The organism is Qipengyuania triglochinis (assembly GCF_054655615.1).
This window is the reverse complement of sequence record NZ_BAAHND010000002.1, coordinates 1,013,987-1,038,131: the sequence shown is the minus strand read 5'-3', so window position 1 is coordinate 1,038,131 and position 24,145 is coordinate 1,013,987. Positions and strand designations below refer to the sequence as shown.

At 59.3% G+C, this 24,145-nt stretch carries 19 protein-coding genes; 12 read left to right on the top strand and 7 right to left on the bottom strand.

The window, feature by feature from the left end; translation table 11 throughout:
* Positions 1 to 30: 30 nt before the first annotated feature.
* Positions 31 to 2,334, bottom strand: coding sequence for an FdhF/YdeP family oxidoreductase (locus tag ACYQ0G_RS11150; RefSeq protein WP_460102557.1), 2,304 nt, complete (start codon positions 2,332 to 2,334; stop codon positions 31 to 33).
* Between the two features lie 189 nt (positions 2,335 to 2,523).
* On the opposite strand from ACYQ0G_RS11150, the gene fdhD reads away from it, so the two are divergent.
* Entirely contained in the window at positions 2,524 to 3,906 is a 1,383-nt protein-coding gene (fdhD, locus tag ACYQ0G_RS11145; RefSeq protein WP_460102555.1) for a formate dehydrogenase accessory sulfurtransferase FdhD, read from the top strand.
* A gap of 25 nt (positions 3,907 to 3,931) precedes the next feature.
* On the opposite strand, the gene ACYQ0G_RS11140 is transcribed toward fdhD, so the two are convergent.
* Positions 3,932 to 5,137: a molybdopterin molybdotransferase MoeA gene (locus ACYQ0G_RS11140; RefSeq protein ID WP_460102552.1), complete on the bottom strand. Its 1,206-nt coding sequence runs from the start codon at positions 5,135 to 5,137 to the stop codon at positions 3,932 to 3,934.
* A gap of 160 nt (positions 5,138 to 5,297) precedes the next feature.
* A complete protein-coding gene (locus tag ACYQ0G_RS11135; RefSeq protein ID WP_460102551.1) occupies positions 5,298 to 5,966 on the bottom strand; it encodes an OmpW/AlkL family protein in 669 nt (222 codons plus the stop codon).
* Between the two features lie 144 nt (positions 5,967 to 6,110).
* Here ACYQ0G_RS11135 and ACYQ0G_RS11130 point away from each other — a divergent pair, with 144 nt between their 5' ends.
* From ACYQ0G_RS11130 to hemN, 10 genes are all read left to right on the top strand, one after another.
* Positions 6,111 to 6,812 (top strand): helix-turn-helix domain-containing protein, encoded by a 702-nt coding sequence (locus ACYQ0G_RS11130; protein ID WP_460102549.1) that lies wholly within the window; start codon positions 6,111 to 6,113, stop codon positions 6,810 to 6,812.
* A 79-nt stretch (positions 6,813 to 6,891) separates the two neighbouring features.
* Positions 6,892 to 8,565 carry a cytochrome-c oxidase, cbb3-type subunit I gene (gene ccoN, locus ACYQ0G_RS11125; protein WP_460102546.1) on the top strand — a complete coding sequence of 558 codons (1,674 nt, stop codon included), beginning with the start codon at positions 6,892 to 6,894 and terminating at the stop codon, positions 8,563 to 8,565.
* 12 nt (positions 8,566 to 8,577) lie between these two features.
* Positions 8,578 to 9,342, top strand: a complete 765-nt coding sequence (ccoO, locus tag ACYQ0G_RS11120) for a cytochrome-c oxidase, cbb3-type subunit II (RefSeq protein WP_460102543.1) — start codon at positions 8,578 to 8,580, stop codon at positions 9,340 to 9,342.
* The gene (locus tag ACYQ0G_RS11115; protein ID WP_460102542.1) at positions 9,339 to 9,503 is read left to right on the top strand and encodes a cbb3-type cytochrome c oxidase subunit 3; all 165 of its coding nucleotides are present in this window, start codon (positions 9,339 to 9,341) and stop codon (positions 9,501 to 9,503) included. The genes ccoO and ACYQ0G_RS11115 overlap by 4 nt, the downstream gene beginning before the upstream one ends.
* Positions 9,493 to 10,404: a cytochrome-c oxidase, cbb3-type subunit III gene (gene ccoP, locus ACYQ0G_RS11110; RefSeq protein WP_460102540.1), complete on the top strand. Its 912-nt coding sequence runs from the start codon at positions 9,493 to 9,495 to the stop codon at positions 10,402 to 10,404. Before ACYQ0G_RS11115 ends, ccoP begins: the two co-directional genes overlap by 11 nt.
* Positions 10,391 to 11,971: a cytochrome c oxidase accessory protein CcoG gene (gene ccoG / locus ACYQ0G_RS11105; RefSeq protein WP_460102537.1), complete on the top strand. Its 1,581-nt coding sequence runs from the start codon at positions 10,391 to 10,393 to the stop codon at positions 11,969 to 11,971. The genes ccoP and ccoG overlap by 14 nt, the downstream gene beginning before the upstream one ends.
* Positions 11,968 to 12,417 carry a FixH family protein gene (locus ACYQ0G_RS11100; RefSeq protein ID WP_460102534.1) on the top strand — a complete coding sequence of 150 codons (450 nt, stop codon included), beginning with the start codon at positions 11,968 to 11,970 and terminating at the stop codon, positions 12,415 to 12,417. The genes ccoG and ACYQ0G_RS11100 overlap by 4 nt, the downstream gene beginning before the upstream one ends.
* Complete coding sequence (locus ACYQ0G_RS11095; RefSeq protein WP_460102532.1) at positions 12,414 to 14,531, top strand: heavy metal translocating P-type ATPase; 2,118 nt, start codon at positions 12,414 to 12,416, stop codon at positions 14,529 to 14,531. Before ACYQ0G_RS11100 ends, ACYQ0G_RS11095 begins: the two co-directional genes overlap by 4 nt.
* Positions 14,528 to 14,680 carry a cbb3-type cytochrome oxidase assembly protein CcoS gene (gene ccoS, locus ACYQ0G_RS11090; protein WP_460102531.1) on the top strand — a complete coding sequence of 51 codons (153 nt, stop codon included), beginning with the start codon at positions 14,528 to 14,530 and terminating at the stop codon, positions 14,678 to 14,680. Before ACYQ0G_RS11095 ends, ccoS begins: the two co-directional genes overlap by 4 nt.
* A 244-nt stretch (positions 14,681 to 14,924) precedes the next feature.
* A complete protein-coding gene (hemN, locus tag ACYQ0G_RS11085) occupies positions 14,925 to 16,238 on the top strand; it encodes an oxygen-independent coproporphyrinogen III oxidase (RefSeq protein ID WP_460102529.1) in 1,314 nt (437 codons plus the stop codon).
* Positions 16,239 to 16,644: 406 nt separating this feature from the next.
* Here the strand turns inward: hemN and ACYQ0G_RS11080 are convergent, their stop codons facing one another.
* The gene (locus ACYQ0G_RS11080; protein ID WP_460102527.1) at positions 16,645 to 17,682 is read right to left on the bottom strand and encodes a histone deacetylase family protein; all 1,038 of its coding nucleotides are present in this window, start codon (positions 17,680 to 17,682) and stop codon (positions 16,645 to 16,647) included.
* Between the two features lie 321 nt (positions 17,683 to 18,003).
* Between ACYQ0G_RS11080 and ACYQ0G_RS11075 the strand changes: the two genes are divergently transcribed.
* Positions 18,004 to 20,040, top strand: coding sequence for a S9 family peptidase (locus tag ACYQ0G_RS11075; protein ID WP_460102525.1), 2,037 nt, complete (start codon positions 18,004 to 18,006; stop codon positions 20,038 to 20,040).
* A gap of 209 nt (positions 20,041 to 20,249) precedes the next feature.
* On the opposite strand, the gene ACYQ0G_RS11070 is transcribed toward ACYQ0G_RS11075, so the two are convergent.
* The 3 genes from ACYQ0G_RS11070 to ACYQ0G_RS11060 form a co-directional block, all read right to left on the bottom strand.
* Positions 20,250 to 20,732 carry an Lrp/AsnC family transcriptional regulator gene (locus ACYQ0G_RS11070; RefSeq protein ID WP_460102523.1) on the bottom strand — a complete coding sequence of 161 codons (483 nt, stop codon included), beginning with the start codon at positions 20,730 to 20,732 and terminating at the stop codon, positions 20,250 to 20,252.
* 191 nt (positions 20,733 to 20,923) lie between these two features.
* Entirely contained in the window at positions 20,924 to 23,119 is a 2,196-nt protein-coding gene (locus tag ACYQ0G_RS11065) for a TonB-dependent receptor (protein ID WP_460102521.1), read from the bottom strand.
* Positions 23,120 to 23,554: 435 nt separating this feature from the next.
* Positions 23,555 to 24,145 (bottom strand): FMN-binding negative transcriptional regulator, encoded by a 591-nt coding sequence (locus ACYQ0G_RS11060; protein ID WP_460102519.1) that lies wholly within the window; start codon positions 24,143 to 24,145, stop codon positions 23,555 to 23,557.

The window sequence follows — 24,145 nt, the reverse complement described above, 5'->3', positions numbered from 1 at the left end:
CCGCTTCGTCTGTTATGGAACTAGCCGCGGCTAAACAGCCTCGATTCGCACGGGGATCGACTTTGAAGCCGGTGTCTTGGATATCTGATCGTGATGGGTGATCGGCACTAGCACATTACATTCCGGATAATAGCCCGCAATAGTGCCGCGGGGCAGTTTGTACGCTACTAGCTTAAGCCCGCCCAGTTTGCGTTCGACATCGTCCCCATCATAATCGGTAACGAGTCTTACGGTGTCGCCGTCGGACAGGCCCGCTTTGGCGATATCGTCCGGATTCATCATCACGACATCACGGGTGCCCTCGATGCCGCGGAACCGGTCGCTGTAGCCATAAATGGTGGTATTGAACTGGTCGTTCGAACGGAGGGTGATAAGGCGATAGCGCCCCGGCTTATCCTCGAAACCCAGAGAGTCCAATTGCGGCGGAGTTGTAATAACCGCCTTGCCGCTATCGGTCTTCCAGAGACGTTCGGCAGCTGGATTTCCACGCCAGAAACCGCCTGGCTGGAACATGCGTTCGTTGAAATCATGAAAGTCGTCTGGATAAGTAGCCTCGATTAGATCCCGCACCAGCGAATAGTCACCAGTCCAATCATCCCATTTGAGCTTGGGGTTGGAATCGAGAGTAGCCTTTGCGATCCCGGTAACGATTGCCAGTTCGCTTTTGAGATGCTCGGATGGCGGCGGACGATGTCCGATCGAGCCGTTGATCATGGAGAAACTGTCTTCGCTGGTCACAGCCTGATTACCGCTAGCCTGCTCGTCGATCTCGGAACGGCCAAGGCACGGTAGAATATAGGCCGCTTTACCTGGATAGAGATGACTGCGATTTAGCTTGGTGGACACCATCACAATGATTTCCTGCGATGCCCATCCCTTCTCCATCCGTTCTTGATCGGGAACCGCACGCACTAAATTCCCGCCGAGAGAAATGAAACCCTTCACTTTTCCATCGATTAGCCCCTGTACGGCGTCGACGATATGCATGCCGTCCTTGGTCGGCGGGTCGAAATCGAACAGTTGCTTGAGCTTGTCCAACGGCACCAGATGGGCTTTCTCGGCGATGCCGACCGTGCGCTGCCCCTGAACGTTGGAATGTCCGCGCACGGGGCAACAGCCGGTGCCGGGCCGCCCGATATTGCCCTTGAGCAACAGCAGGTTGACCATCATCGCGATGTTGAGCGCACCATGCGTGTGCTGGGTGAAACCCATTCCATAGACGCCAATGGTCTTTTCGGCTTCGATATAGACCTGCGCCGCATCGCGGAGCGCGCTTTCCGTCAAACCGCTGGCATTTTCGATGTCGCTCCACTGCGCATCGCGGCAACAGGCGATGAACTCGCCGAACCCGGTCGTGTGCTGCTTGATGAAATCATGGTCGATGACCTCGCGCCTGCCTTCGGCTTGCGCGGCATCGTCCGCTTCGACCACCACCTTGCACAGGCCAAGGATCGCGGCGACATCGCCCCCTGCCTTCAGCTGGTGGTACTGATCGGAAATGATCGTTTCCTTGCCGGTCATCATTTCGAACGGGTTTTGCGGATCGACGAAGGAAACCAGCCCCTGCTCGATCACCGGATTGAAGGTGACGATCTTGCCGCCGCGGTCCTTCAGGTCTTTCAGATTGTGCAGGAAACGCGGGCTGTTGGTGCCTGGATTCTGGCCGAAATAGAAATAACAGTCCGTCTCGGCGAGATCTTCAAACGTCACCGTGCCCACCGGCGATCCGATCACCTTCGTCAGGCCGACCGATGTCGTTTCGTGGCACATGTTGGAGCTTTGGGGCAGATTGTTGTTGCCATAAGCGCGCGCCAGCAGCGCGTAGAGATAGGACGCTTCAAGCCCGGCATGGCCGGAAGCATAGAAAATCACATCGTCGCGCGGCAGGTCGCGCAGCGTGGTGCCGATCTCGGCAAAGGCCGTATCCCAGTCGATCGGGACATAGCGGTCCGATGCCGGGTCGTATTTCATCGGATGTGTCAGGCGGCCGGATTTCTCCAGCTCATGGTCCGACCATTCGCGCAGTTCGGCCAGCGTATGGCCTTCGGCGGCGAAAAATTCGGGCGTGCAGCGATCCTTGGTCAGTTCCCACAAGGTTGCCTTGGCCCCGTTTTCGCAAAACTCGAAAGCGGAGTAATTGGCCGGTTTCGGCCAGGCACAGGACATGCACATCACGCCCTTGGGTTTGTTCAGCCGCCGCAGACTGTCGAGCGCGCCGGGCGATGCCCAGGTTTCACCATAGATGCTGGCGATCCCCTTCATCGAGCCCCAGCCACCGGCGGGGCCGGGCGAGTGCGGGAGATCCTTGGGCTGGTGTGCGTTATCGTCGGCCATACATCTCTCCTGCTCGTTAACCCGGCGCATCCTGAACCCCAAACGCGGGCGTAGCAAGACTGTCGCCGGTCGATAAACGCAAGGAACCGGGAACGGTTCTCGCGAAATTCGATCCCAATTCTCCACGGTTGGCATATCTCCCGGACGGTGTATTCGCGGTGCCATGGCATTCGGTATGGGAGCATTGCATTGACGGCACAGCCTTTCCGCATTCTCGGAGCTGTCCTCGCAGGTGGGCAGAGCAGCCGCTTCGGCTCCGACAAGGGCGCTGCCGAATGGCAAGGCCAGTCCCTGCTGAGCCATTCAGTGCAGGCGCTGTGCGATACATGCGATGAAGTCGTGATCTGTGGCGGCTGCGATGAAGACATCGCCCAATCGCCAGCCCGGTTGCAGGACATCCCCGAAAGCGGGCTCGGGCCGCTCGGCGGACTGTGCGCCGCCCTTGCCTATGCACGCGACCATGGGTTCGATGCAGTGCTGAGCGTGCCGGTCGACGCGCATCCCGTGCCCGATGGTTTGCTGGACCGGCTCGCAGGCGCAGGTCCGGCAGCCCTTGATCGGCACTGGCTGTTCGGGTTTTGGCCCAGCGATCTGGCCGGGGCGCTGGAAGAGCATCTGCAATCCGGCAACCGGTCGGTCCTCTCCTGGATCGAAGCTTGCGGTGCCCGCATGGTGGACTATGCAGGCCGCGAGATCGTGAATGTGAACACGCCAGCCGCTCTCGATGCACTGGAGACGATGAGCGCGCTGGGGGCGGCAGCCGATGTCTATGGCGCTTACGAGCTTGCTTTCGAGACCGGGCAGGCGGAGGAAACCGCGCGCATCGTCCCCGTCGAAGTGCCGGTGGCGATCGAATATAACGGCATCGGCTATGCCGTGATGATGGCCACGCCGACCGATCTGGAAGATTTCGTGACCGGCTTCTCGCTCAGCGAAGGGCTGGCCCGGCAAAACCAGATCGGCGAAGTTTCCTTGTTCGAGACCGGCGGAGGCTGGATCGCGCGCGCAAATCTTCCCGCATCCAGCGTTCCGCGCGTCGCGGAACGTGCCCGCAGCCGGGTTTCGGAAAGCGGCTGCGGCATCTGCGGCATCGATTCCATCGCCGCCGCGCTGGCCCCGCTGCAGCCGGTCACGGCACAGCCGCGTGCCGATCATGCAGCCGTGCACCGGGCCCTGTCGGCGATGCGATCCCATCAGGATCTGGGCCGGGCCACCGGGGCGGCCCACGCCGCTGCATTCTGTTCCTTCGATGGCGAGATCATGCTGCTGCGCGAAGACGTCGGGCGGCACAACGCGCTCGACAAGCTGATCGGTGCGCTCGATCGGCAAGGTGTCGACCATGAACAGGGCTTCGTGCTGCTTTCGGCGCGGTGCAGCCAGGAACTGGTGGAAAAGACCGTGCGCTGGGGGGTCCCGATGCTGGTCACGATCAGCGCGCCGTCCACCCTGGCTATCAAGCGTGCGCGCGAGGGCAGGCTCACGCTGATCACTCTTGCGCGCAGCGACACTGCGCTGGTCATGAACGATCCGCACGGGCTGTTCCCGCGCAGGCGCCGCTCTGCGAAAAGTTAGGCGGCCAGATTTCGCCGCGACGGGATCAGAAGGCCAGCGCCTGCACCGCGCTTCCGGCAGCGGCGGCATCCGCACCCACGGCGCGGCGGATCAGCCAGTCGCTCGCGGCGAGCGGGGCCTGCGCACCGCTTTCCTGATTGGTGGCGGGTAGCAGCCCCTCTTGAGTTGCACGCGCCCTCACGAAGGTTTCCCGCGATCCGTTGGGCGGCAGATCGGCGGCAAGCAGATGCGGCATGAACTGCGTTTCGGCATCCGGCCGCCCACCCTGCAACGCCGCGATCAGAGGCGCGAGGAACAGGCGGGCGGTCACCATGGCGGAGGTGGGATTGCCCGGCAGGCCGAGCACGGGCTTTTCCCCCGCCATGCCGAACCACACCGGTTTGCCCGGCTTTATCGCCACTTTCGCAAAATGCTCTTCCAGCTCGGTCCCGGCGAACATCGGCCGGGCCAGATCGTGATCGCCCACCGAAGCGCCGCCGATGACCACGACGCAGTCTGCGCTGTCCAGGGCATCTTGCGCAAAACGCGCAAGGCTTTCCAGCTCGTCGCGCCCGGTCATTCTTGCCGCGATTGCCCCGCCCCGGCTTTCGGCCAGCGCGGCGACGCCGAAACTTCCCGATTCCGGAATGGCATGCGGCGATTGCGCGGCACGGCCCGGCTCGGCCAGTTCATCGCCCGTGGCGATAAGTGCGATGCGTGGGCGGCGGGCAACCTCGACCCGAGCGATGTCGGCCCCGGCAAGCGAGACCATCGCCCGGGGATCGAGGCGCTGCCCCTGTTCCAGCAGCACGTCCCCAGCCGAAAAATCGCCGGCTTTTGTGCGGATATGGCGCGCCGGGCCGAAGCCTTCCCGAAAGCGAACCTTGTCCCCGTCACGTTCGGCATATTCCTGCATCACGACGCAATCGGCGCCCGCAGGCAGGTGCGCGCCGGTAAAGATGCGCACGGCTTCGCCCGCATTCAATTGCCCTGCAAACGGAGCACCCGCCGCCGCTTCGCCGACCATGGTCAGGCTGCTCTCGCCCGCAGCATCGGCGATCCGGACGGCATACCCGTCCATCGCCGAAACATCCGCGCGGGGGGCATCGAGCGCTGCCGATACGTCCTGCGCGAGCACACGCCCTGCGGCCTGCGCAATCGGCACAGTCTCGCCCGAGAGGGGATGCACTGCACCGAGGATGGTTGAGAGAGCTTCTTCGTAGCTGATCACTGTTGCGCCATACCTTTTCATTCGGGCCCTGCGTCCAGGCGGTTTGCAAGACAGCGATCCGGCATAAACTTCGCTGGCGCAACTTCCAATCCGGCGGGTGCAAACAAAAACCCCCGGGACATGCCATCCCGGGGGTCTTGGACACGCCCCGCCCTGTTATGACGGGTCGAAAGTCTCCTGGTCAGAAGCGGTAGCTTACGCCTGCGCTCAGGACCCAGGGATCGAGCTTGTGCTCGGTTTCGATGGCCAGCGTATCGCCCGCATACCAGCGCGCCGTGGTGTCGACGAAATAGCGTTTCGCATCGAGTGTCAGGCCTAGGCCCTGATCGCCGATCGCAATGTCGGCGCCTGCCTGAAGGACCAGCCCCAGCTCGTCCGAAAGCGTCGTGCGCGTAACGCCGAGCGGGATCGTATCTGCGCCCGGTTCGACATCGACCCACCAGAAATAGGTCGCGCCTGCACCGACATATGGCTTCACGCTGCCTGCACCGAGATGGTATTTGGCGGTCAGCGTGGCGGGAATGAGCTTGGCATCCGACACCAGTTCGGCATTCGCCAGGCCGGATACGGCATCGACATCATGCTGGGTCATGCAGCAGATCGTCTCGACCGAGAAATTCGGGCTGACGAAATATTCAACTGCCAGCGTGGGGACGAAGTTCTCGTTGGCCTCGGTCTGCAGCGTGTCGGGAAGGCCGACGATATCCTCGTTCACCGCGGTGATCTTGCCATCGGGAATGACATAGCTGCCCAGCAGTTTGACCTGCACTTTGCCATCGCTGTCCTGTGCGTGAGCCGGGGCGGCGGTCATGGCTGCTCCGGCAAGAGCAAGTGCGAGATACCTTTTCATCTGAATTCACCTCTAGCGCCGCAGTAGCCGCACCGCGCGGCTCAGGGTGGTTGCAGCGGCTGACGGCGCAATAGGGCGGGATTTTCCTGTCTTCCTTGATCCAGATCAAGGAACCGGAACGCATTCGAGCCGACAGGGAGCGCCATGAACTCGCTGCCCGACGCCTTCGACCATTTCGCCATGCGCATATTGCCGCCCGGCCTGTCCGATGCGGCGCATCTGCGCTTCCAGACGCTCGCCCGATACGAGAAACTGGAATGCGATCAGTCGCTCGATTTCAGCGATGCCGGGCCGCATATCCTGTTCCTCGCCAGAGGGGCGATCAAGCTGGTCGCGCACGCATCCCGATCGCGCGACCAGATCGTCGCATTTCACTTCGGCGGCGAAATGCTGAGCGTCCCACGGCGCGACCATTATTCCTATTCCGTCTGCGCGCTGCGGCAGTGCCGGATCGTGAGCTTTCCCACTGCGGATTTTCTTCAGCTGGCAGCGGACGATGCGAAAGTGATGGGCTGCCTGCTCGAAAGAGCCACCCTGTCGCTGCAGCGATGCCGCGAAAAAGCCATCGCGCTGGGGCGCAAGACGGCCTCCGAACGCATCGCCATCTTCCTGATCGGCATGGCGGACCGCATCGGCAATATGCAGGAAGGCCGCATCCTGCTCGACCTGCCGATGTCCCGCCGCGACATCGCCGAAAGCCTGGGCCTGACGATCGAGACCGTCAGCCGGCGTCTCAGCGCGCTGAGGGCCGAGGGCGCAATCGAAACGGTGGGGCGATCGGCCATAATCCTGAACGATCTGGCCGGCTTGCAGAGCCGGGCCGGGTTCCTGCGAGAGGCGGCATGATTTCTTTTGCGAATTTGATCTGGGTCAATGCGACCCGCGCTTCCCGCGCTTAATCCCCGCCGCAAATAGGGAGTATTCTATGCAAGCGGAAACGGCACTTGGCCGAGTGGGCCTGTGGTTCCTGATCATGCTCGCGGCGCTGGCTGCCGCCGTCGGAGCCGCCGATAGCGGCTTCGCTGCGCACGCCATCATCATCGCCCTCGTCGCTTTCGTCATGGTCTGGCTGAGCGCATCCCGCTTCGACCCGATGGGTAAGGCCCAAGGCTTCTTCAAGATGCCCGAAGGACCCTCGCGCTACGATGACGACCCGATCCGCTGGGGCGTCATCGCGACCATGTTCTGGGGCCTGGCGGGCCTGCTAGCCGGTGTCTTCATCGCTTCGCAGCTGGCGTTTCCCTGGCTCAATATCGAACCCTATCTCAATTTCGGGCGACTGCGCCCGCTGCATACCAGCGCGGTCATCTTCGCATTCGGCGGCAACGCCCTGCTGGCAACCAGTTTCTATGTGGTGCAACGCACCTGCCGTACGCAGCTGGCCTTCCCCGGCCTCGCCCGGTTCGTGTTCTGGGGGTACCAGCTCTTCATCGTCCTGGCGGCGACCGGGTATCTTCTGGGCGTCACGCAATCGAAGGAATATGCCGAGCCGGAATGGTATGTCGACCTGTGGCTGACGATCGTCTGGGTGGCCTATTTCGTGGTCTTCGTCGGCACGCTCGCCAAGCGGAAAGAACCGCACATCTATGTGGCAAACTGGTTCTATCTCGCCTTCATCATCACCATCGCGATGCTTCACATCGTCAACAATCTGGCGGTTCCGGTCAGCTTCCTCGGCGCAAAGAGCTACAGCGCCTTTGCCGGGGTCCAGGATGCGCTGACGCAGTGGTGGTACGGCCATAACGCAGTGGGCTTCTTCCTCACTGCCGGTTTTCTGGCGATGATGTACTACTTCGTCCCGAAACAGGCCGAACGCCCCGTCTACAGCTACCGCCTGTCGATCATACACTTCTGGTCGCTGATCTTCCTCTATATCTGGGCCGGACCGCATCACCTCCATTACACGGCCCTGCCCGACTGGGCGCAGACGCTGGGCATGGTGTTCTCGATCATGCTGTGGATGCCCAGCTGGGGCGGCATGATCAACGGCCTGATGACGCTCAACGGCGCATGGGACAAGGTCCGCACCGATCCGATCATCCGCATGATGGTCATGGCGCTGGCCTTCTACGGCATGAGCACCTTCGAAGGCCCCATGCTGTCGATCAAGAGCGTCAACAGCCTCAGCCATTATACCGACTGGACCATCGGCCACGTGCATTCGGGCGCGCTGGGATGGAACGGCATGATCACCTTTGCCTGCATGTACTTCCTCGTCCCGCGGCTGTGGAAGCGCGAGCGGATGTATTCGCTACGCATGATCAACTGGCACTTCTGGCTGGCTGCTCTCGGCATCGTTTTCTACGCGGCCAGCATGTGGGTCGCCGGGATCCAGCAAGGGCTGATGTGGCGCGAATATGGGCCCGACGGCTATCTGGTCTGGTCCTTCGCGGACAGCGTCGCCGCCATGTTCCCCATGTATGTCATGCGCACGGTCGGGGGGCTGATGTACCTCGGCGGGGCCATCATCATGACCTACAACATCTGGATGACGCTTGCCGGAAAGCTGCGCGAGGAAAAGCCCCTGCGCGACGCGGCTTACGATCCGCAAGCAGATCGCCCCATCGTCAATCAGCCCAGCGCCGTTCCGGCCGAATAGGATCACCCAACCATGACCGATCCCGTCGTCGACGAAACCGTCAAGGGCCATAAACGGCTCGAACGCAACATAACCCTGCTGGCCATCGGCACTTTCGTGACCGTGGTGATCGGCGGCCTCGTCCAGATCACTCCGCTGTTCTATCTCGAAAATACGATCGAGGAAGTGGAGGGTGTGCGCCCCTACACGCCGCTGGAGCAGGCCGGGCGCGACATCTACATCCGTGAAGGCTGCTATGTCTGCCACAGCCAGATGATCCGCCCGTTCCGTGATGAAGTGGAACGTTATGGGCATTACAGCCTGGCGGCAGAAAGCATGTACGACCATCCTTTCCAATGGGGGTCCAAGCGCACCGGGCCGGATCTGGCGCGCGTCGGTGGGCGCTATTCCGACGAATGGCATGTCCAGCATCTGACCGATCCGCAAAGCGTGGTGCCGGAAAGCGTCATGCCGCAATATGGCTTCCTGAAGGAAACCCCGCTCGACATCGGGGATCCCAAGGCCACCATGACCGCGCTCATGCGGGTGGGCGTGCCCTACTCCAAGGATGATCTGGACAATGCCGAGGCCGACATGCTGGCCCAGGCTGACCCCGATGCCGATGCTGGCGATCTGGCCGCACGCTATCCCAAGGCGCAAATCCGCGATTTCGACGGCAATCCCGACAAGCTGACCGAGATGGATGCGCTCGTCGCCTATCTCCAGATGCTCGGCACGCTGGTCGATTTCGACAGCGCCGCACCCCTTGAAGAACTGGCCGAGGAGAAAGGGCGATGAGCCTTTACGAGACCCTGCGTCATTTCGCCGACAGCTATGCGCTCGTCGTCATGCTTACCCTGTTCGTAGGACTGTGTGCCTGGCCCTTCAGGCCCGGCGCCAGCAAGCGCAACAAGGCCGCAGCAACGCTGATATTCGAGGGGCAGGACGATGCCGAATAAGCGGATCGACGAACCGACCGGCGTCCATACTGTCGGCCACGAATGGGACGGGATCGAGGAACTCGATACGCCGCTTCCCCGCTGGTGGCTCTGGACCTTTTATCTCACGATCGTGTTCGCGATCGGCTATGTCATCGCCTATCCGGCCTGGCCCATGATCGACAAGGCGACCGAAGGCGTTCTTGGCTGGTCGAGCCGCGGCCAGCTTGCCGAGGACATGAGTGCTGCCGATCAGGCCCGCGCAACCATGCGCGAACGGCTGGCGCGCGTGCCGATCGAACGGCTGGAAGAAGACAGCGAATTAATGCAGCAGGCAGTGGCGGGCGGCGCCGCAGCATTCCGCGTCAATTGCGTGCAGTGTCACGGCTCGGGAGCCGGCGGCAGTCAGGAACTGGGCTATCCCAATCTGAATGACGACGACTGGCTGTGGGGCGGGGATCTCAAGGCGATCCACTATACGCTGACGCATGGTATCCGGCAGCCGGGCGATGCCGATACCCGGACCAGCCAGATGCCACCCTTTGCCGGGGCGTTCGACAGCAGCCAGCTCGACGATCTGGTGGACCATGTCCTATCCTTGAGCGGCAAGGCCGATGCCAGCCAGGCGGGTGCCCAGCTGTTCGCGGACAATTGTGCCGCCTGTCATGGCAGCAAGGGCACTGGCAATCGCGAACTCGGCGCGCCCGATCTCAGCGATGCGATCTGGCTGCGGGGCAATAGCCGCGAAGCGATCAAGCACCAGATTCTGGAACCGCGCATGGGCATGATGCCCAAATGGGAGGGCAGGCTGGATCCGGTCACCATCAAGATGCTGGCCGCCTATGTCCATTCGCTCGGGGGAGGCGAAGACTTCCTGGAGGTCGCCGCGAACCCCGAGGTGAAAGTCGATGAACAGCCCTGACGATCCATCCGGAGACCGGCGCGACTGGTCGGTGGTCGTCGATAGAGGCGTCGCCAAGACCAACCGCCCGGTCTCAAGTGCGGTAGCTGGGCCGGAAGCGGCCACCCGGCGCCACGAACCCCGCGAACCGGCGCGTGAAAGCCCGCCGCAAAAGCTCTACGAACCGCGCAGGCAGGTCCATAACAAGCGTATCGACGGGCCTTTCCGGCGCTTCAAATGGCTGATGATGCTGGTGACGCTGAGCATCTATTACGTCACGCCATGGCTGCGCTGGGACCGTGGGCCTTATGCGCCCGATCAGGCAGTACTTGTCGATCTGGCCAATCGCCGTTTCTACATGTTCGGCATCGAAATCTGGCCGCATGAATTCTATTTCGTCGCCGGTCTGCTGATCATGGCCGGGATCGGCCTGTTCCTAATCACCAGTGCGGTCGGCAGGGCATGGTGCGGTTACGCCTGTCCGCAAACCGTGTGGACCGACCTTTTCCAGCACATAGATCGCTTCATCGACGGCGATCGCAATGCGCGCATGCGGCTCGACGCGGCGCCGTGGACCTGGGGCAAGGTCGCCCGCCGCGGCCTCAAGTGGACGATCTACCTTGTCATCGGCTTCTGGACCGGCGGCGCGTGGATCATGTATTTCGCGGACGCGCCCACGCTGGTGCATGATTTCTGGCGCGGTGAGGCCGCGCCCGTCGCCTATATCACCGTTGCGGTGCTGACGATGACCACGGTGATCCTCGGCGGATTCATGCGTGAACAGGTCTGCATCTACATGTGCCCCTGGCCGCGCATCCAGACTGCTATGCTGGACGAAAAATCGCTGTTGGTCACTTACAAGGACTGGCGCGGCGAACCACGCGGAAGCGTGAAGAAATCGCAGAAAAATCCTGGCCAGTTCGGCGATTGCATCGACTGTCAGCAATGCGTCCAGGTCTGCCCCACCGGCATCGATATCCGTGAAGGTCCGCAGGTCGGTTGCATCACCTGCGCGCTGTGTATCGATGCTTGCGATCGGGTGATGAAAGATGTCGGCCGACCGCGCGGATTGATCGATTATGCAACGCTAGAGGATTGCGAACGCGAGGCCGCGGGCGGCGAGCCGAGGTCTCCCTGGCGCACCTTGTTCCGCCCCCGCACCATCGCCTATTTCATGATCTGGGGCGGCATCGGCGGGGCCTTGCTCTTCGCTCTCGGCGTGCGCAGCCATACCGAACTGACCGTGGCGCCTGATCGCAATCCGCCCTTCATGCTCTTGTCGGATGGGTCGATCCGCAATTCGTACACGCTCAAGCTGCGCAATATGGAAAGCCGGCCCCGCGAAATGGAAATCGCCATCGAAGGCGTGCCGGATGCCGCGATGTGGACCGACACCGTTGCCTATCCAAACGCAGCAGCCGTGCAGACGGTGACCGTGCCCGCCGATCTGGTGCGGCAAGTGCGCGCTTATGTGGCCGCGCCCGCCGGAACAGTTCCGCAAGCCCTGACATTCCGCGTCACTTCCCTCGATCAGCAGCGCGAGACCGATGCGGTCGAAACCCGCTTCGATGCACCGGAGACAGAATGATGAAACGCATATTCACCGGCAAGGACATGGCGATCATACTGGTGTGCGGATTTGCCGTAGTGGTCGCCGTCAATTTCTACATGGCGTCGGTGGCTATCGGCGGCTTTGGCGGCGTGGTGGTCGAAAACTCCTATGTCGCCAGCCAGAAATACAATGGCTGGCTGGAGCAGGCACGCAGGGCTGAAAGGCTAGGCTACGCGGTAAGTCTGGACCGCGACTCCCAAGGCCGCCTTGCCGCCATTGTCGACAACGCTCCAGCAAACGCAAAAATATCCGCAGAGCTGAGACGTCCACTGGGTCAGCCTGAAGTGAGAACCATCTCTCTGCAGCAAAACGCCGACGGGCGCTATCTGTCCCGCGACCCACTGCCCTCGGGGCGCTGGATCGCCCGGATCACAGTCGACACCGGCAACGCCCCGTGGATCGACGAGCTCGAGATAAAATGAACGCTCCTTTTCCCAGACATGACCTCACCGGCTTAGAACTGGAAGACAGCCGCTTCAATGTGCCTGGGATGCGCTGCGCCGGCTGCATCGCCAAGATAGAGCGAGGCCTGAACGAACTCGATGGCGTCGAATCTGCGCGAGTGAATTTCTCGACCAAGCGAGTTGCCGTACGGCATCAGAACATTCTCAGCCAAGCGGACTTGGTGCGTGTAATCGAAGGGATAGGTTTCGAAGCTCAACCCGCAGCGGAGAACCCGATGGCGTTGGATGGCCTTGAGGCAAAGGCGCTGTACCGAGCCGTCGCTGTCGCCGGCTTCGGCATGATGAATATCATGCTCCTCTCGATCAGCATCTGGTCAGGCGCAGGCGGGGTAACGCGCGATCTGTTTCATTGGCTGTCTGCGCTGATCGCAATTCCAGTAGCCGCCTATGCCGGACGCCCCTTTTTCTCGAGCGCGCTGATGGCTCTACGACATCGGCGAACCAATATGGACGTACCGATCAGCATTGGCGTCCTTCTGGCGACCGGGCTAAGCGCATACGAGACGTTGGTCGGCGGACAGCATGCATATTTCGACGGCGCAGTAATGCTGCTCTTCTTTCTGCTGACCGGCAGAGCACTGGACGCGGCGATGCGAAACCGGACCCGTGCCGGAATTGGCGCTCTGCTGTCACGCATGGGGCGAAGCGCCACCGTGCTGCGATCTAACGCCGCCTCCATGACCGTTGCAGCCGAAGATCTCGAACCTGGCATGATCATGCTGGTCTCACCCGGGGAAGCGCTTGCTGCAGACGGAATTCTCTTGGAAGGCTGCGCCACTTTCGACAATTCGATGCTAACGGGAGAGAGCCTGCCCGTATCTTCTGGTGCCGGCGAAAAAGCTTATGCGGGCGCGATCAATCTCGGGCATGCAGCGAAAGTTCGCGTGACTGCTGCGGCATCCCGAACTGTTCTTGCCGAGATCGCGCGTCTCATGGACGAAGCCGGGCGATCGCGCAGCGGCTATGTCCGTATAGCCGACCGCGCATCCCGGCTCTATGCCCCGGTGGTTCACTCGCTTGCCCTGCTCGCATTCGCTGGATGGATGGTCTCGGGCGCGGGTTGGTACCAGTCGCTCGTAATCGCCATCGCTGTGCTGATAATCACCTGCCCCTGCGCCATGGGGTTGGCCGTACCAGCCGCGCAGGTTGTCGCATCTGGCGCGCTGGCAAAACAGGGGCTGTTGGTCAAAGACGGCAGCGCGCTGGAGCGCCTTGCAGAAGTCGACATGGTCCTATTCGACAAGACTGGCACGCTGACGCAGGGCGAACCGATACCGGATATCAAGGCTCTTTCGGCAGACGAAGCATCGATCGCATTGACCCTATCGCAAGCGAGCAGCCACCCCCTGAGCAGAGGCCTTTCGCAAGCACTCAAAGCCAAGGGCTACGCGCCCACTTCTGTGACAGACATTAGGGAAGTTGCCGGAACGGGACTGACAGGACACCTCGGATCCATACCCGTTGCCCTCGAACGGCCGAACACATCACAGGGAGGGCTCGCCACCAGCCTTCGCGTAGGCGAAAAAAGCACCGTCATTCCTTTCTCCGATCCTCTGCGGACTGATTGCGGTGAAGTAATCGGACGTTTGCGCCGTGAAGGCTTGGAAAGCCAAGTGGTCTCCGGTGACCAAGCGGCGGCGGTTGCTGCTATCGCCAATCATCTCGACATGGACTTTAAGGCCGAATTGCTCCCGGAAGATAAGCTAACCTTAATCGACGGATTGAAGATCGATGGCCGGAAACCCCTTATGGTCGGGGATGGCATAAACGATGGTCCCGCACTTGCGGCGGCTCATGCCTCCATTGCCCCCGCAAGTGCAAGCGACGTAAGTCAGCAAGCTGCTGACGCTGTGTTTCTCGGAAAATCGTTGATGCCGGTAGCGCACGCTATGACCGTGGCACGTCGAACAATGCACATCATCCGCCAGAATTTCACATTCGCGGTGATATACAATGTCTTCGCTATCCCCCTGGCTCTGGCAGGATGGGTGACCCCGCTAATCGCGGCTGTGGCAATGTCTTTGAGTTCGCTTGTCGTTGTCGGCAATTCATTGCGGCTCGCAAAGCCATGATCGGTCTCGCTGTGCTTATTCCTGTTGCTCTGGGTCTGGGCCTCCTCGGTCTGACCGCTTTCTTCTGGGCAATGCGCAAAGGCCAGTTCGAGGATCTCGAGGGTGCCGCACAGCGCATTCTCATCGATGACGATGAGAATGCGCTGTGACTAGGACCTTCTACGCTGCAATCTTGGCACTGGTGCCATTGGTCGTCGGCCCTGCGGAATTGCCCTCAACCTCAGTCAGCATCTCTGCGAAACTCTGTAGCGGCGGCACGATAGATATTCCTATCAAACGCAGAGAAAGGCCAGTTCCGTCATGCCCTGAAAAGGCGTGCCATGCCGGAAGCTGCCGCAGGAGATTTGATCTAGCTCAATGACGCAGTTCGCCCATTGGCCCAAATGGGCTGACATGTGGACATATCACCCAGACCTGCTCGCCAAGCCCGTACCTCGATACACAAGCTATCCTACCGCCGCCGAGTTCGATGATCTCGACACCGAGCTTTATTGCCAGGCGCTGAGGCAGACCGATGGAGATATATCTCTCTACGTACACATCCCTTTCTGCGAGAAGATCTGCTTTTACTGTGGTTGCAACACCGCAGCTGCTGGTCGCAAGCAGCGTCTGGAATCCTATCTCGCCGCACTCCATACCGAAATTGAACTAGTCGCATCGCAGTTGCCCCAATCAGTGCGGGTGCGTCGTATAGCGTTTGGGGGTGGTAGCCCGAACGCGCTCCAGCCCGATGAATTTCAGCGGCTTATCGACACTATTTTTTCCCATTTCAGCTGCCACGATCCCGTTATCTCGATTGAGCTCGATCCACGCACCATGACGCGGGATTGGGCTGATGTTATCAAGCGTATCGGCATAGAAAGAGCTAGTCTGGGTGTGCAGACTTTCTCCCCTCAATGCCAACAAGCGATCGGTCGCATCCAATCCGAAGATTGCATTGCAAGGACGGTGGATTGGCTCCGGGAGGCGGGTGTCACATCGCTCAACTTCGATCTGATGTATGGCCTGCCAAACCAGTCGCTCTGCGATCTCGAAGACAGCCTGCAACGTACTCGGGTACTCGGTGCAGATCGGGTGGCTTTGTTCGGCTATGCTCACGTTCCGCATATCGTGGCTCGCCAAAGAGCTATTAGTGATCACGCCCTACCCGACCAACGACAACGTTTCGCCATGGCGCAGGTGGGCTATGCCTATTTCGTGACCCATGGGTACGCACCTATTGGCTTCGACCATTTTGCCAAACCCGGCGGCGATCCACTGGCTACGGCTGCTATGGCAGGTACACTTCGCCGCAATTTCCAAGGCTTTACCGACGACCAGAGCGACGTGCTGATCGGCCTTGGTGCCTCGTCGATCAGCAGCTTCCCCCACCTGCTCGCGCAGAACGAGAAGAATAGCGGTCGTTATCGAATGCTCGCCTCACAAATGCTGCTGACCGCCAATCGTGGTGCATTGCGAACTGCAGACTCCCGGTATCGGGGGGCGGTTATCGAGCAATTACTCTGCCATGGCCGTGCACAGCTTGGGGCGTGTCTGATGCACGAAGCTCGAGCCTCGCTGGCTCCGTTCATTGATCGCGGCCTTGCGTCGATCGATCGCCAATGGCTAACCATTCTCTCCGAGGGGCTGCCTTATGCCCGCACCATCGCGGCAATTTTCGATGTTCACCGTGCGCCGGCCGCCAGACAGTTCAGCTCCGCAGTCTAGGAGCACGTGATTCAAGCTATAAAGGGAAATGGTGCCCCATAGATGACAAAAATGGGCACTCAAATCATTGGGAAATTTCTCTGCGGAGGCCCTGATCTCTCTTCAGAGGCGCAGTTGCATGGCGGCTTTTGGGCCGAGAGCTGACAGTCCGCTTTGGGTTCAGTGCCGCTAGAAAGCGGCCAGGAGGAGATATAATCCCGACGGAAAAGGCTTTTAGATATCCAGCGATCGAGCAAGCTTGGCGTTTTTCTGAATTATGGCAGTGAACTATATCTAGCTCGACTAAACTACGCCTCCATAGAAAACGAAATCTTGAGCAGCATCAGTCAACGAATTTTTCAAGTGAATGGGCACGTAGCTATATAGCCGGTGATTTGCCTGCCATTCTAAAGGCGAAAAACAGTGGTCATTCTACAACTTCCGTCTGACCCTTAAAACCCGCAAGGAAGGCGATCAGGTTGTCCTGCAAATTTTCAGAAGGATACCCCCCTTCCTGAATTAAAACGGTTGGCCACCCCCCTTGGAAGATTATTCTCGCAGCTGACTGAAACCCGCTTTGGCTGACTTCCAAAACGCCAACCGGGTCATCGGCGGCTGCGTCGAGGCCGAGCGACACCACAAGAGCGCCCGGACAATATTCAGTGATTTCGTCCAACCCAGTTTTAATAGCGGCAAGATATTCGGCGTCTCCTGCACCGTGCCGCAACGGAATATTACGGTTGAAACCGGCTCCGTCCCCTGCCCCACGTTCATCTGCGTGCCCGGTGAAATGAGGGAAATAGGCTTCGCTTTCGGCGTGAATGGAGACTGTCAAAATGTCATCGCGTTCATAGAATATACGCTGTGTGCCGTCGCCGTGGTGCACATCGATGTCGAGTATTGCGATGCGGTCATGGTATTGCCTGAGGTGATCTGCCGCGATGGCCGCATTGTTGAGGAAGCAGAAGCCCGATCCATGGCCACGGTGGGCGTGATGGCCGGGAGGGCGACAAAGACCATAGGCAACCGAGGCTCCACCAGCCACCGCCTCCGCCGCGCTGATAGCAGTTTGTGCGGCAGCGTTGACCGCGCTCCACGTTCCCGCGCGGATCCCGGTGGAGGTATCGCTGCAATATACCCCCATCAGGCCACGCACTGTTTTCGGCCGTTGCAGCGGGGGCAGCTTGGAAAACTGCGTTGTGTTGATCTCCTCGCCAGTTTCCCCCTCTATCACCGCCATTTCCCAGGCGTTTTGCAGAAAAGCCAGATAATCAGGATCGTGGACGCGGGTCACGGGCGCGGTTCCATGGTCCCCTGCGGCTTGCAATTCGTGCCCTGACCGCGAGACGGCATCGAAAAGCAATCGGTAACGCTCCGCACTTTCAGGGTGCGGAACCTGAATGCCCAAACGGAAGAAATGGCTTGGATCGTGAAGGCGGGCGGCCTCCGAATGAAAAACGAGCATAGAAATTCTCGATCGCCTTTTAGCGCCGACGATCGCCGACTTGGCGAGCGGCTAATGGTATTTTTGTATCAGGTTCGACGAGGTCAATGTAACGGTTGGCCAGCTCGTATTTCGTGCGATTTGCGCGGGCGGCTACGAGTTTCGCAGATTTGTTCGGCGCCAAAGGTCATTCCCGCTTTGTGAGCTGCGAAGAACAAATCGCAGTTGACTGATAATTCCGGCCTGTTTTGTGCGGTTAGTACAGGAGAGAACCGATCCAATGCCGACGCCTTCGTCACTATGGTGTTCGGGTTGCCACATTCAGCAAGAGGCGTTTCGTCGATGTATCGCAGTTTCCTGACCTGTCTGGTGATTTTGTCTTGTACGATTGCTTTCCCGAATTCTCTTCTTGCGCGCGGAGTTGGTAACGGCGACCAATCGGTTACGGCGCAAACCGGTAAGGCAATCTCGCCGGAAGACATCATGACGCTGAACAATATGGTCGATCTCGCCCTTTCGCCGGACGGCGAAGAGATCGCCTTCGTCGTTTTGCCGCAAATGTCGACATTCGCAACGCCTGCTTCGGGCATATGGCTTGCTCCTACCGATGGTTCGTCGGCGCATCGGCTCCTCGTTCCTGCAGTGGCTGCCAACCGTAATCCCACCTGGTCGCCAACTGGCAAGCAGATTGCTTTCCTGTCCGACCGATGCACCACCGGCAAACCACATGATGAAAATGCCGAGAGTACGACAGCGCAGATTTGTGCAATCAACCGGGACGGCACGAACCCGGTCCGGTTGACGAATATGCCAGAGGGTGTGGCGGCATACGAGTGGTCTCCGGACGGCAAACATATTGCCTTCATTTCGAGTGATCCCGGCGAAGACGAAAGCGCCACCGAACGAGGCAACGTGCAGTTGGCAAGCGCCACGCAGCCCGTCGCACAGCTCTGGCTTCTGGATATGAAGAGCGGCCTTACCCGCCTCATTTCCCCCGATACCGTCAACGTGGCAGATATGGAGTGGAGCCCCGACAGCAAGCGCCTGGCGATCAGGGTGACGGACGAACCCGGGCTGAATTCTCTATTCTATCACAGCCGCATTGCGCTGATAGACACGGCGAGCGGGCAGATCAGCGATACTGCTGCTATCGATGCGGCAAGCGGGGCGAACTGGTCACCCGATGGCAGCAAGTTGACCTTCGCCGGCATTCGCAAGGACGGCCCTGATGGCCCTCTGACCGGGGGAATGTCGACCGATGTTCGTGTCCTGACGGTCACCGACAACACGGTGATGCGGTACGGCGAGGCACATAGAGGCTTTCTCCTCCATCCGCACTGGACCGATGGTGGACGCGCGCTTCTGGCCACCAGCTTCGAGAAAACGAGCTCGTCGCTGGTCAAGCTTGAGCCGGGAAGCCAAGCAATTCGAACAATTGCCCCTTTCAACGGTGAGATTTCTGAACTCGCAATCAATCATCGGGGCGATGTTGCCGTCATCGGCAACACGCCAGATCGGCCCGTTGACGCATGGGCGTTAGGTGACGCGGGATTTACTGCTATCACGGCGCTCAATCCTGACGTCGCTTCGTGGAGGCTAGGCAAGGTCGGGACAATCAGTTGGCAAAGTTCCACTGACGAACGCCGCATCCATGGCGTTTTGATCACCCCGCCCGGCTACGAGCCTGGAACACCAGTCAAGACGGTCGTTCAACTTCACGGCGGCCCCGAATGGGCGTGGTGGAGTGGCTGGATGGGAAGCTGGCACGAATGGGGCCAAATGCTGGCGAGCCATGGTTATGCCGTCCTTCTACCCAATCCGCGAGGATCCTACGGACAAGGCGCTGAATTTTCGCGGCTGGCGATCGGTGACTGGGGCGGAGGGGATTATCAGGATGTACTTGATGGCGTAGCTTATCTGGTGGACCGCAAGATCGCAGATCCAGACAGGATTGGAATCGGTGGTTGGAGTTATGGTGGATATCTCTCGGCCTGGGCAGCGACGCATGGCGGCCCTTTCAAAGCAGCCATTGTTGGAGCCGCTCCCACCGATGTGCTTGCCATGCTAAGGACTACCGATACACCCGATTTCGTGCTCGACTATTTCGGCAGTCCGGTTGAAAATCTGGCTGCATATGATGCTGCATCTCCGGTCCGAATGCTGGAGAAAGTCCACATGCCGATCCTGGTTCTGCATAGTGCACAGGACAGCCGAGTGCCCGTCGCACTGGGGCACCATTTCTACAACGGCCTCAAGCTCCTCGGAAAGGAGGCTGAAATGGTCACCTATCCCGGCGAAGGTCACTGGATGAGCGATCCTGCCTATCAAAGGGACATCCAACAACGTGTGCTCGATTTCTTCGAAGCGCATGTGCCCTGACGGAAAAGTGAGCGTTTCCACTGGCTAACGGTTTTGTCGCTTCCGTCGGGTACAAGGCATGCAAGGATATCCCTGTCCTACACTACAACACTACCGGACCTGATGGACGATTAGTCCAGGATAGCCAGGCCATTGCTGGGAACAGCTGGAAACCGTGTGTGATCGAGAATTGAAGCTTAAAAGCGGACCGCCAAACCCTGCCTGCTGCCCTATTCATCCAACCCCATAGCGTCGAGGGCGGGCGCCGGATAACCATAAAAAGGCTTTGTCTCCTCCATCACGATATGCGTCACCATCTTTTCCACCTTGTTGTCGGACGCGATCAGACGATGAGCGAAGTCGTGCCATTCGTGTACATCGGACAATAGTATCCGCACGATATAGTCCACCGGTCCGTTGACCCGCAGGATTTCCACGATTTCAGGCATAGATCTCAGCATGTTGTCGAATGCCTGAAGATCGCTTGGATGATGAGATGAAAGGGAGATTTCCGCCATCATCACAAGTGTCGGCCGAACCTTGTTAATGTCGATCCGGGCATGATAGCCGCAGATCACTCCGGCTTTTTCCATTTGTTGGACGCGTGATACGCAGGCGCTGGGCGACAAAGCCACGCGGTCCGCCATAGTGCGATAGGTGATTGAGTTGTCGGCCTGCAGTTCCTGCAGGATACGCAAGTCTCGCTTATCCAATCTGATCCTCGGATTAGTCGCCATTGATCACCCTTTCAGACCCCGTTTGCGATAGGGGCAGATGGATGTCGAGAGGTTATGCTTCTGGCCGCTGGCGTCCTTGTGCAGCTTGTGTCGCTCTAGGTGTCGTTTCTTGTACCGACAGGTGGCGGTGGCGCGCTCCGCTTCGGAACTAGCGCCACCGGACCAGGTCAGAAGAAATCGAACCGTAACGTGGCACCAATCGTGCGTGGCCGAGCAACTGCACCGGCAAAGCTGAACGGCGCGTTCAGAATGCCATAGGAATCGAGTATATTCTTTGCGAAAATGCTCAATTCGAGATTGGGCTGTATCTCTGCGGACGCGTTGAGATCGACGATGTGGTAATCGCCTTTGTCCAGTACAGCCCCGAACGCAACGGGCGCTTCGGACAAGTAGCGGTGAGCGATGCCGAAGCGCGGCTTCATCGGCGCGTCATCGAACGCAAGATCAAGCTGGTTGGCGATCATCCACTCCGACGAACCGGGAAGGCGAGTTCCCTCTGCATATCCGCCCCCCGGGGCGCTTGTGTCCGGCAGAAGGGAGGACAGACGCGCATCCGTATAGGTCAGATTCGTCGACCACGAGAGATCACGCGTAGGGCTGAATACGATGGACATCTCGACACCATCGATTTGCGCGCCGCCGCCGTTCGTCGTGTAGCTATCGAAAGTCACAGGCGTGAAAAGACGCGCCTGAATATTGTCCCACTCGATATGGTAGGCAGATATATCGAATGACATCTGGTTAGGAACCAGATCGAAACGTGTGCCAATTTCGTAGTTCTTCGTCGTATCGCTATTGAAATCTAGCGGCGCACCCGATGCGACAGAGTAAACGTTCGTTCCGCCGATCCGGAACCCTTCCGAGTAAAGCGCATAGGCCATGAAACGGTCGTTCGGCTCGTAAGACAGCGAAACCTTGGGTATGAAGCCGGATTCCTTCTTTTCTCCCGGCTGATAGTCGAAGGACGGAATTAGCTCTGCGTTGGGGAGGAACTGCAGGCGCGGCTCCGAACGATATTCGAACAATCGGCCACCCAGGGTCAGGGTAACAACGTCAGCGAAAGTGTACGCTGCTTCCCCGAAGAGCGCGACTTCCCGGACTTTGTTGGTGGAATTGGTACGCTGGGTGAAATCATCCGGCGCGATCACGGAACTCGGTTGACCGCCAAATTCGCCGGGGTTTGCATCAATATAGGCGGCTATCCCGGGAATCCGTACGCCATCCGTGCTGTCAGAGCGCAATTGCGTATAGTTCGCGCCGATGAGCCAGGTAAATGGCGTCTGGCCGTTGGATGCGACGCGAAGTTCGGCATAATCTGTCTTCGAAGTCCCCCGCGCCCCCGAAAGCTGCGCAGTATCGGTGCGGGGATCAATCCCAAGAAACACAGAATCGTCGAATGCGACGTCGCTGTTCTTTTCGATGTGGCTTCCGACCGCCGTTACTGTCGCGAAGCCCAAGTCCTGATCGATCCTCAAGCTGTTTAGGAAAAAGTCGGTATCCTGATATTCATCGACATTCGTACTACGCTGAAACCGGGGAAGGTCGAAAAGAGCATAGGTCTGATCGTCGAGCGCGTAGTCCTGGTACATGCTGGTCGCAGAAACGGTCGTCGTGGTACCCGGTGTCCACACCAGATTACCGCGCAGACCGCGTACACGAAGATCATTGCTCCCATCCTCACCCGTGCCGATATTGTCGAGATAGCCAGCATCGACACGTTGCAACGCAACAACCCGAAGGGCCAGCTTGTCGCGCGCGATCGGCACATTGATCATGGCCTTCGTTGCGTAATTAAGCTCACCCGCCCGCCGCGTGCTGGAAACGGTTCCCTCCACAGCGGCATCGAGTCCCGAGGGGTCGGCTTCGTTGACGACATAATTGATCGCGCCGCCCAGAGACGATGAGCCAAACAGCGTACCTTGCGGACCGCGCAGGACCTCCACTTGTTTCAGATCGAAGGCATCGACATCGGGGATGAGGAGCGGGAAGCCCGGTTCGATCAAAGGGATCTGATTGAGATAGTAGCCGGTCGTCGCCTGGTTTGCTTCGTGATAGGTGGTCGATGCGACCCCGCGGATGACCACTTCCGATACACCCGGCTGATAATCATTGAAGATCACCCCGGGGACCCTTGTGATATAATCGGAAAGGCTTTGCGCATTCAGGTCAGCTAGCTCTTCCTCGCTCACAGCAGAAACCGAACCGGCTACCTCGTCCAACGCCTGATCGCGCTTGTTGGCTGTCACAACGATTACGTTGGAAATCTCAGAGCCACCAGATTGCTGCGCCATCGCAGCCGGAGCGAAGAGGATCGCGGTCGCGATTGTGGCAACACTCGTGCCCGTCCAAACGGCTTTTCGCATGATTTTCCTACCTACCCTGTCGATGTTTCAGAATTAAACCGCTGACCCAAACACTCGCTGACCTTCAGAAATTCCACCTAAGGCAGCTGAAATATTTGGAGCCAATCGCGCCCCCAAGACGTAATAATTGTATGCTAGCAACTAGTTGCACGCCATAATGGCGCTTGTTCGCACTTGCAGCAGAACAAACCCTCCAGCTTTCTCGATGAAACCGCTGGATGTTCGCAGCGCTGACGTCATTCTCGATTGCTCCCACCCCGATCCTCGTGGATCGCAAACATGTCAGATCATGAGTGTAGGCGTGGCCGGTACTTGAACTTGAGAAACCCGGTACAAATCGATTGCAGCTTCCAGATACCGCTCCCGGGTGCGGACTGAATTTCACCGACAACCAAGGTTGTGCACATTGCCGGCGCATCGCGAAAACCGCCCAGATTATTTCTGTTCTTCCACCATCTCATGCATCCAGTTCGCGAGTTGCCTGTCCGGATGGTTGCTCACGATCTGCGCAAAGATTTGAGCGCTCTCGTCCTGGCCCAGTTTGAACGTTGGGGTGCAGTCGATAACATGAGCACGAAAGGCAACGATGCGATCTAGCATGGCCTCATACCGTGCGCCCAGTTCCGAGGTTTTCCATCGGCCGGGTTCGCAGCCTTCGAGATGGTTCAGGAGGCGCTCGACCGAATTGCGTGTCTCGCCGGGAAGAAATTCGACTTCGACCGTGAAGCGCAGAACCGCATAGTTCCAGGTCGGCCCCCAGTCGGTCTCGCTGATATGGCGAGGGGAAACATAACCGGCCGGACCGTTGAACAAGACCAGACCAGACGGATCCCGCGCAAAATCCTCGCAAAGGGGATTGCCCCGAGCGCAGTGACCGAAAAGCGCTGCGATCTCGCCCTCTGCGGTTCCCTCCGCCAGCAGCGGCAGCGGGCTGGCATTGAATTGGCGGGATACCAGCCAAGCCAACGGATATTCGTGGACGAGTTTCGCCATCCACCTCTGCGTATCGGGACTGTGTGTAGACAT

Coding starts and splice junctions, on each gene's coding strand:
- ACYQ0G_RS11150 (WP_460102557.1), bottom strand. CDS start 2,334: ATGGCCGACGATAACGCACACCAGCCCAAGGATCTCCCGCACTCGCCC.
- ACYQ0G_RS11140 (WP_460102552.1), bottom strand. CDS start 5,137: ATGAAAAGGTATGGCGCAACAGTGATCAGCTACGAAGAAGCTCTCTCA.
- ACYQ0G_RS11135 (WP_460102551.1), bottom strand. CDS start 5,966: ATGAAAAGGTATCTCGCACTTGCTCTTGCCGGAGCAGCCATGACCGCC.
- ACYQ0G_RS11130 (WP_460102549.1), top strand. CDS start 6,111: ATGAACTCGCTGCCCGACGCCTTCGACCATTTCGCCATGCGCATATTG.
- ccoN (WP_460102546.1), top strand. CDS start 6,892: ATGCAAGCGGAAACGGCACTTGGCCGAGTGGGCCTGTGGTTCCTGATC.
- ccoO (WP_460102543.1), top strand. CDS start 8,578: ATGACCGATCCCGTCGTCGACGAAACCGTCAAGGGCCATAAACGGCTC.
- ACYQ0G_RS11115 (WP_460102542.1), top strand. CDS start 9,339: ATGAGCCTTTACGAGACCCTGCGTCATTTCGCCGACAGCTATGCGCTC.
- ccoP (WP_460102540.1), top strand. CDS start 9,493: ATGCCGAATAAGCGGATCGACGAACCGACCGGCGTCCATACTGTCGGC.
- ccoG (WP_460102537.1), top strand. CDS start 10,391: ATGAACAGCCCTGACGATCCATCCGGAGACCGGCGCGACTGGTCGGTG.
- ACYQ0G_RS11100 (WP_460102534.1), top strand. CDS start 11,968: ATGATGAAACGCATATTCACCGGCAAGGACATGGCGATCATACTGGTG.
- ACYQ0G_RS11095 (WP_460102532.1), top strand. CDS start 12,414: ATGAACGCTCCTTTTCCCAGACATGACCTCACCGGCTTAGAACTGGAA.
- ccoS (WP_460102531.1), top strand. CDS start 14,528: ATGATCGGTCTCGCTGTGCTTATTCCTGTTGCTCTGGGTCTGGGCCTC.
- hemN (WP_460102529.1), top strand. CDS start 14,925: ATGTGGACATATCACCCAGACCTGCTCGCCAAGCCCGTACCTCGATAC.
- ACYQ0G_RS11080 (WP_460102527.1), bottom strand. CDS start 17,682: ATGCTCGTTTTTCATTCGGAGGCCGCCCGCCTTCACGATCCAAGCCAT.
- ACYQ0G_RS11075 (WP_460102525.1), top strand. CDS start 18,004: ATGTATCGCAGTTTCCTGACCTGTCTGGTGATTTTGTCTTGTACGATT.
- ACYQ0G_RS11065 (WP_460102521.1), bottom strand. CDS start 23,119: ATGCGAAAAGCCGTTTGGACGGGCACGAGTGTTGCCACAATCGCGACC.
- ACYQ0G_RS11060 (WP_460102519.1), bottom strand. CDS start 24,145: ATGTCTACACACAGTCCCGATACGCAGAGGTGGATGGCGAAACTCGTC.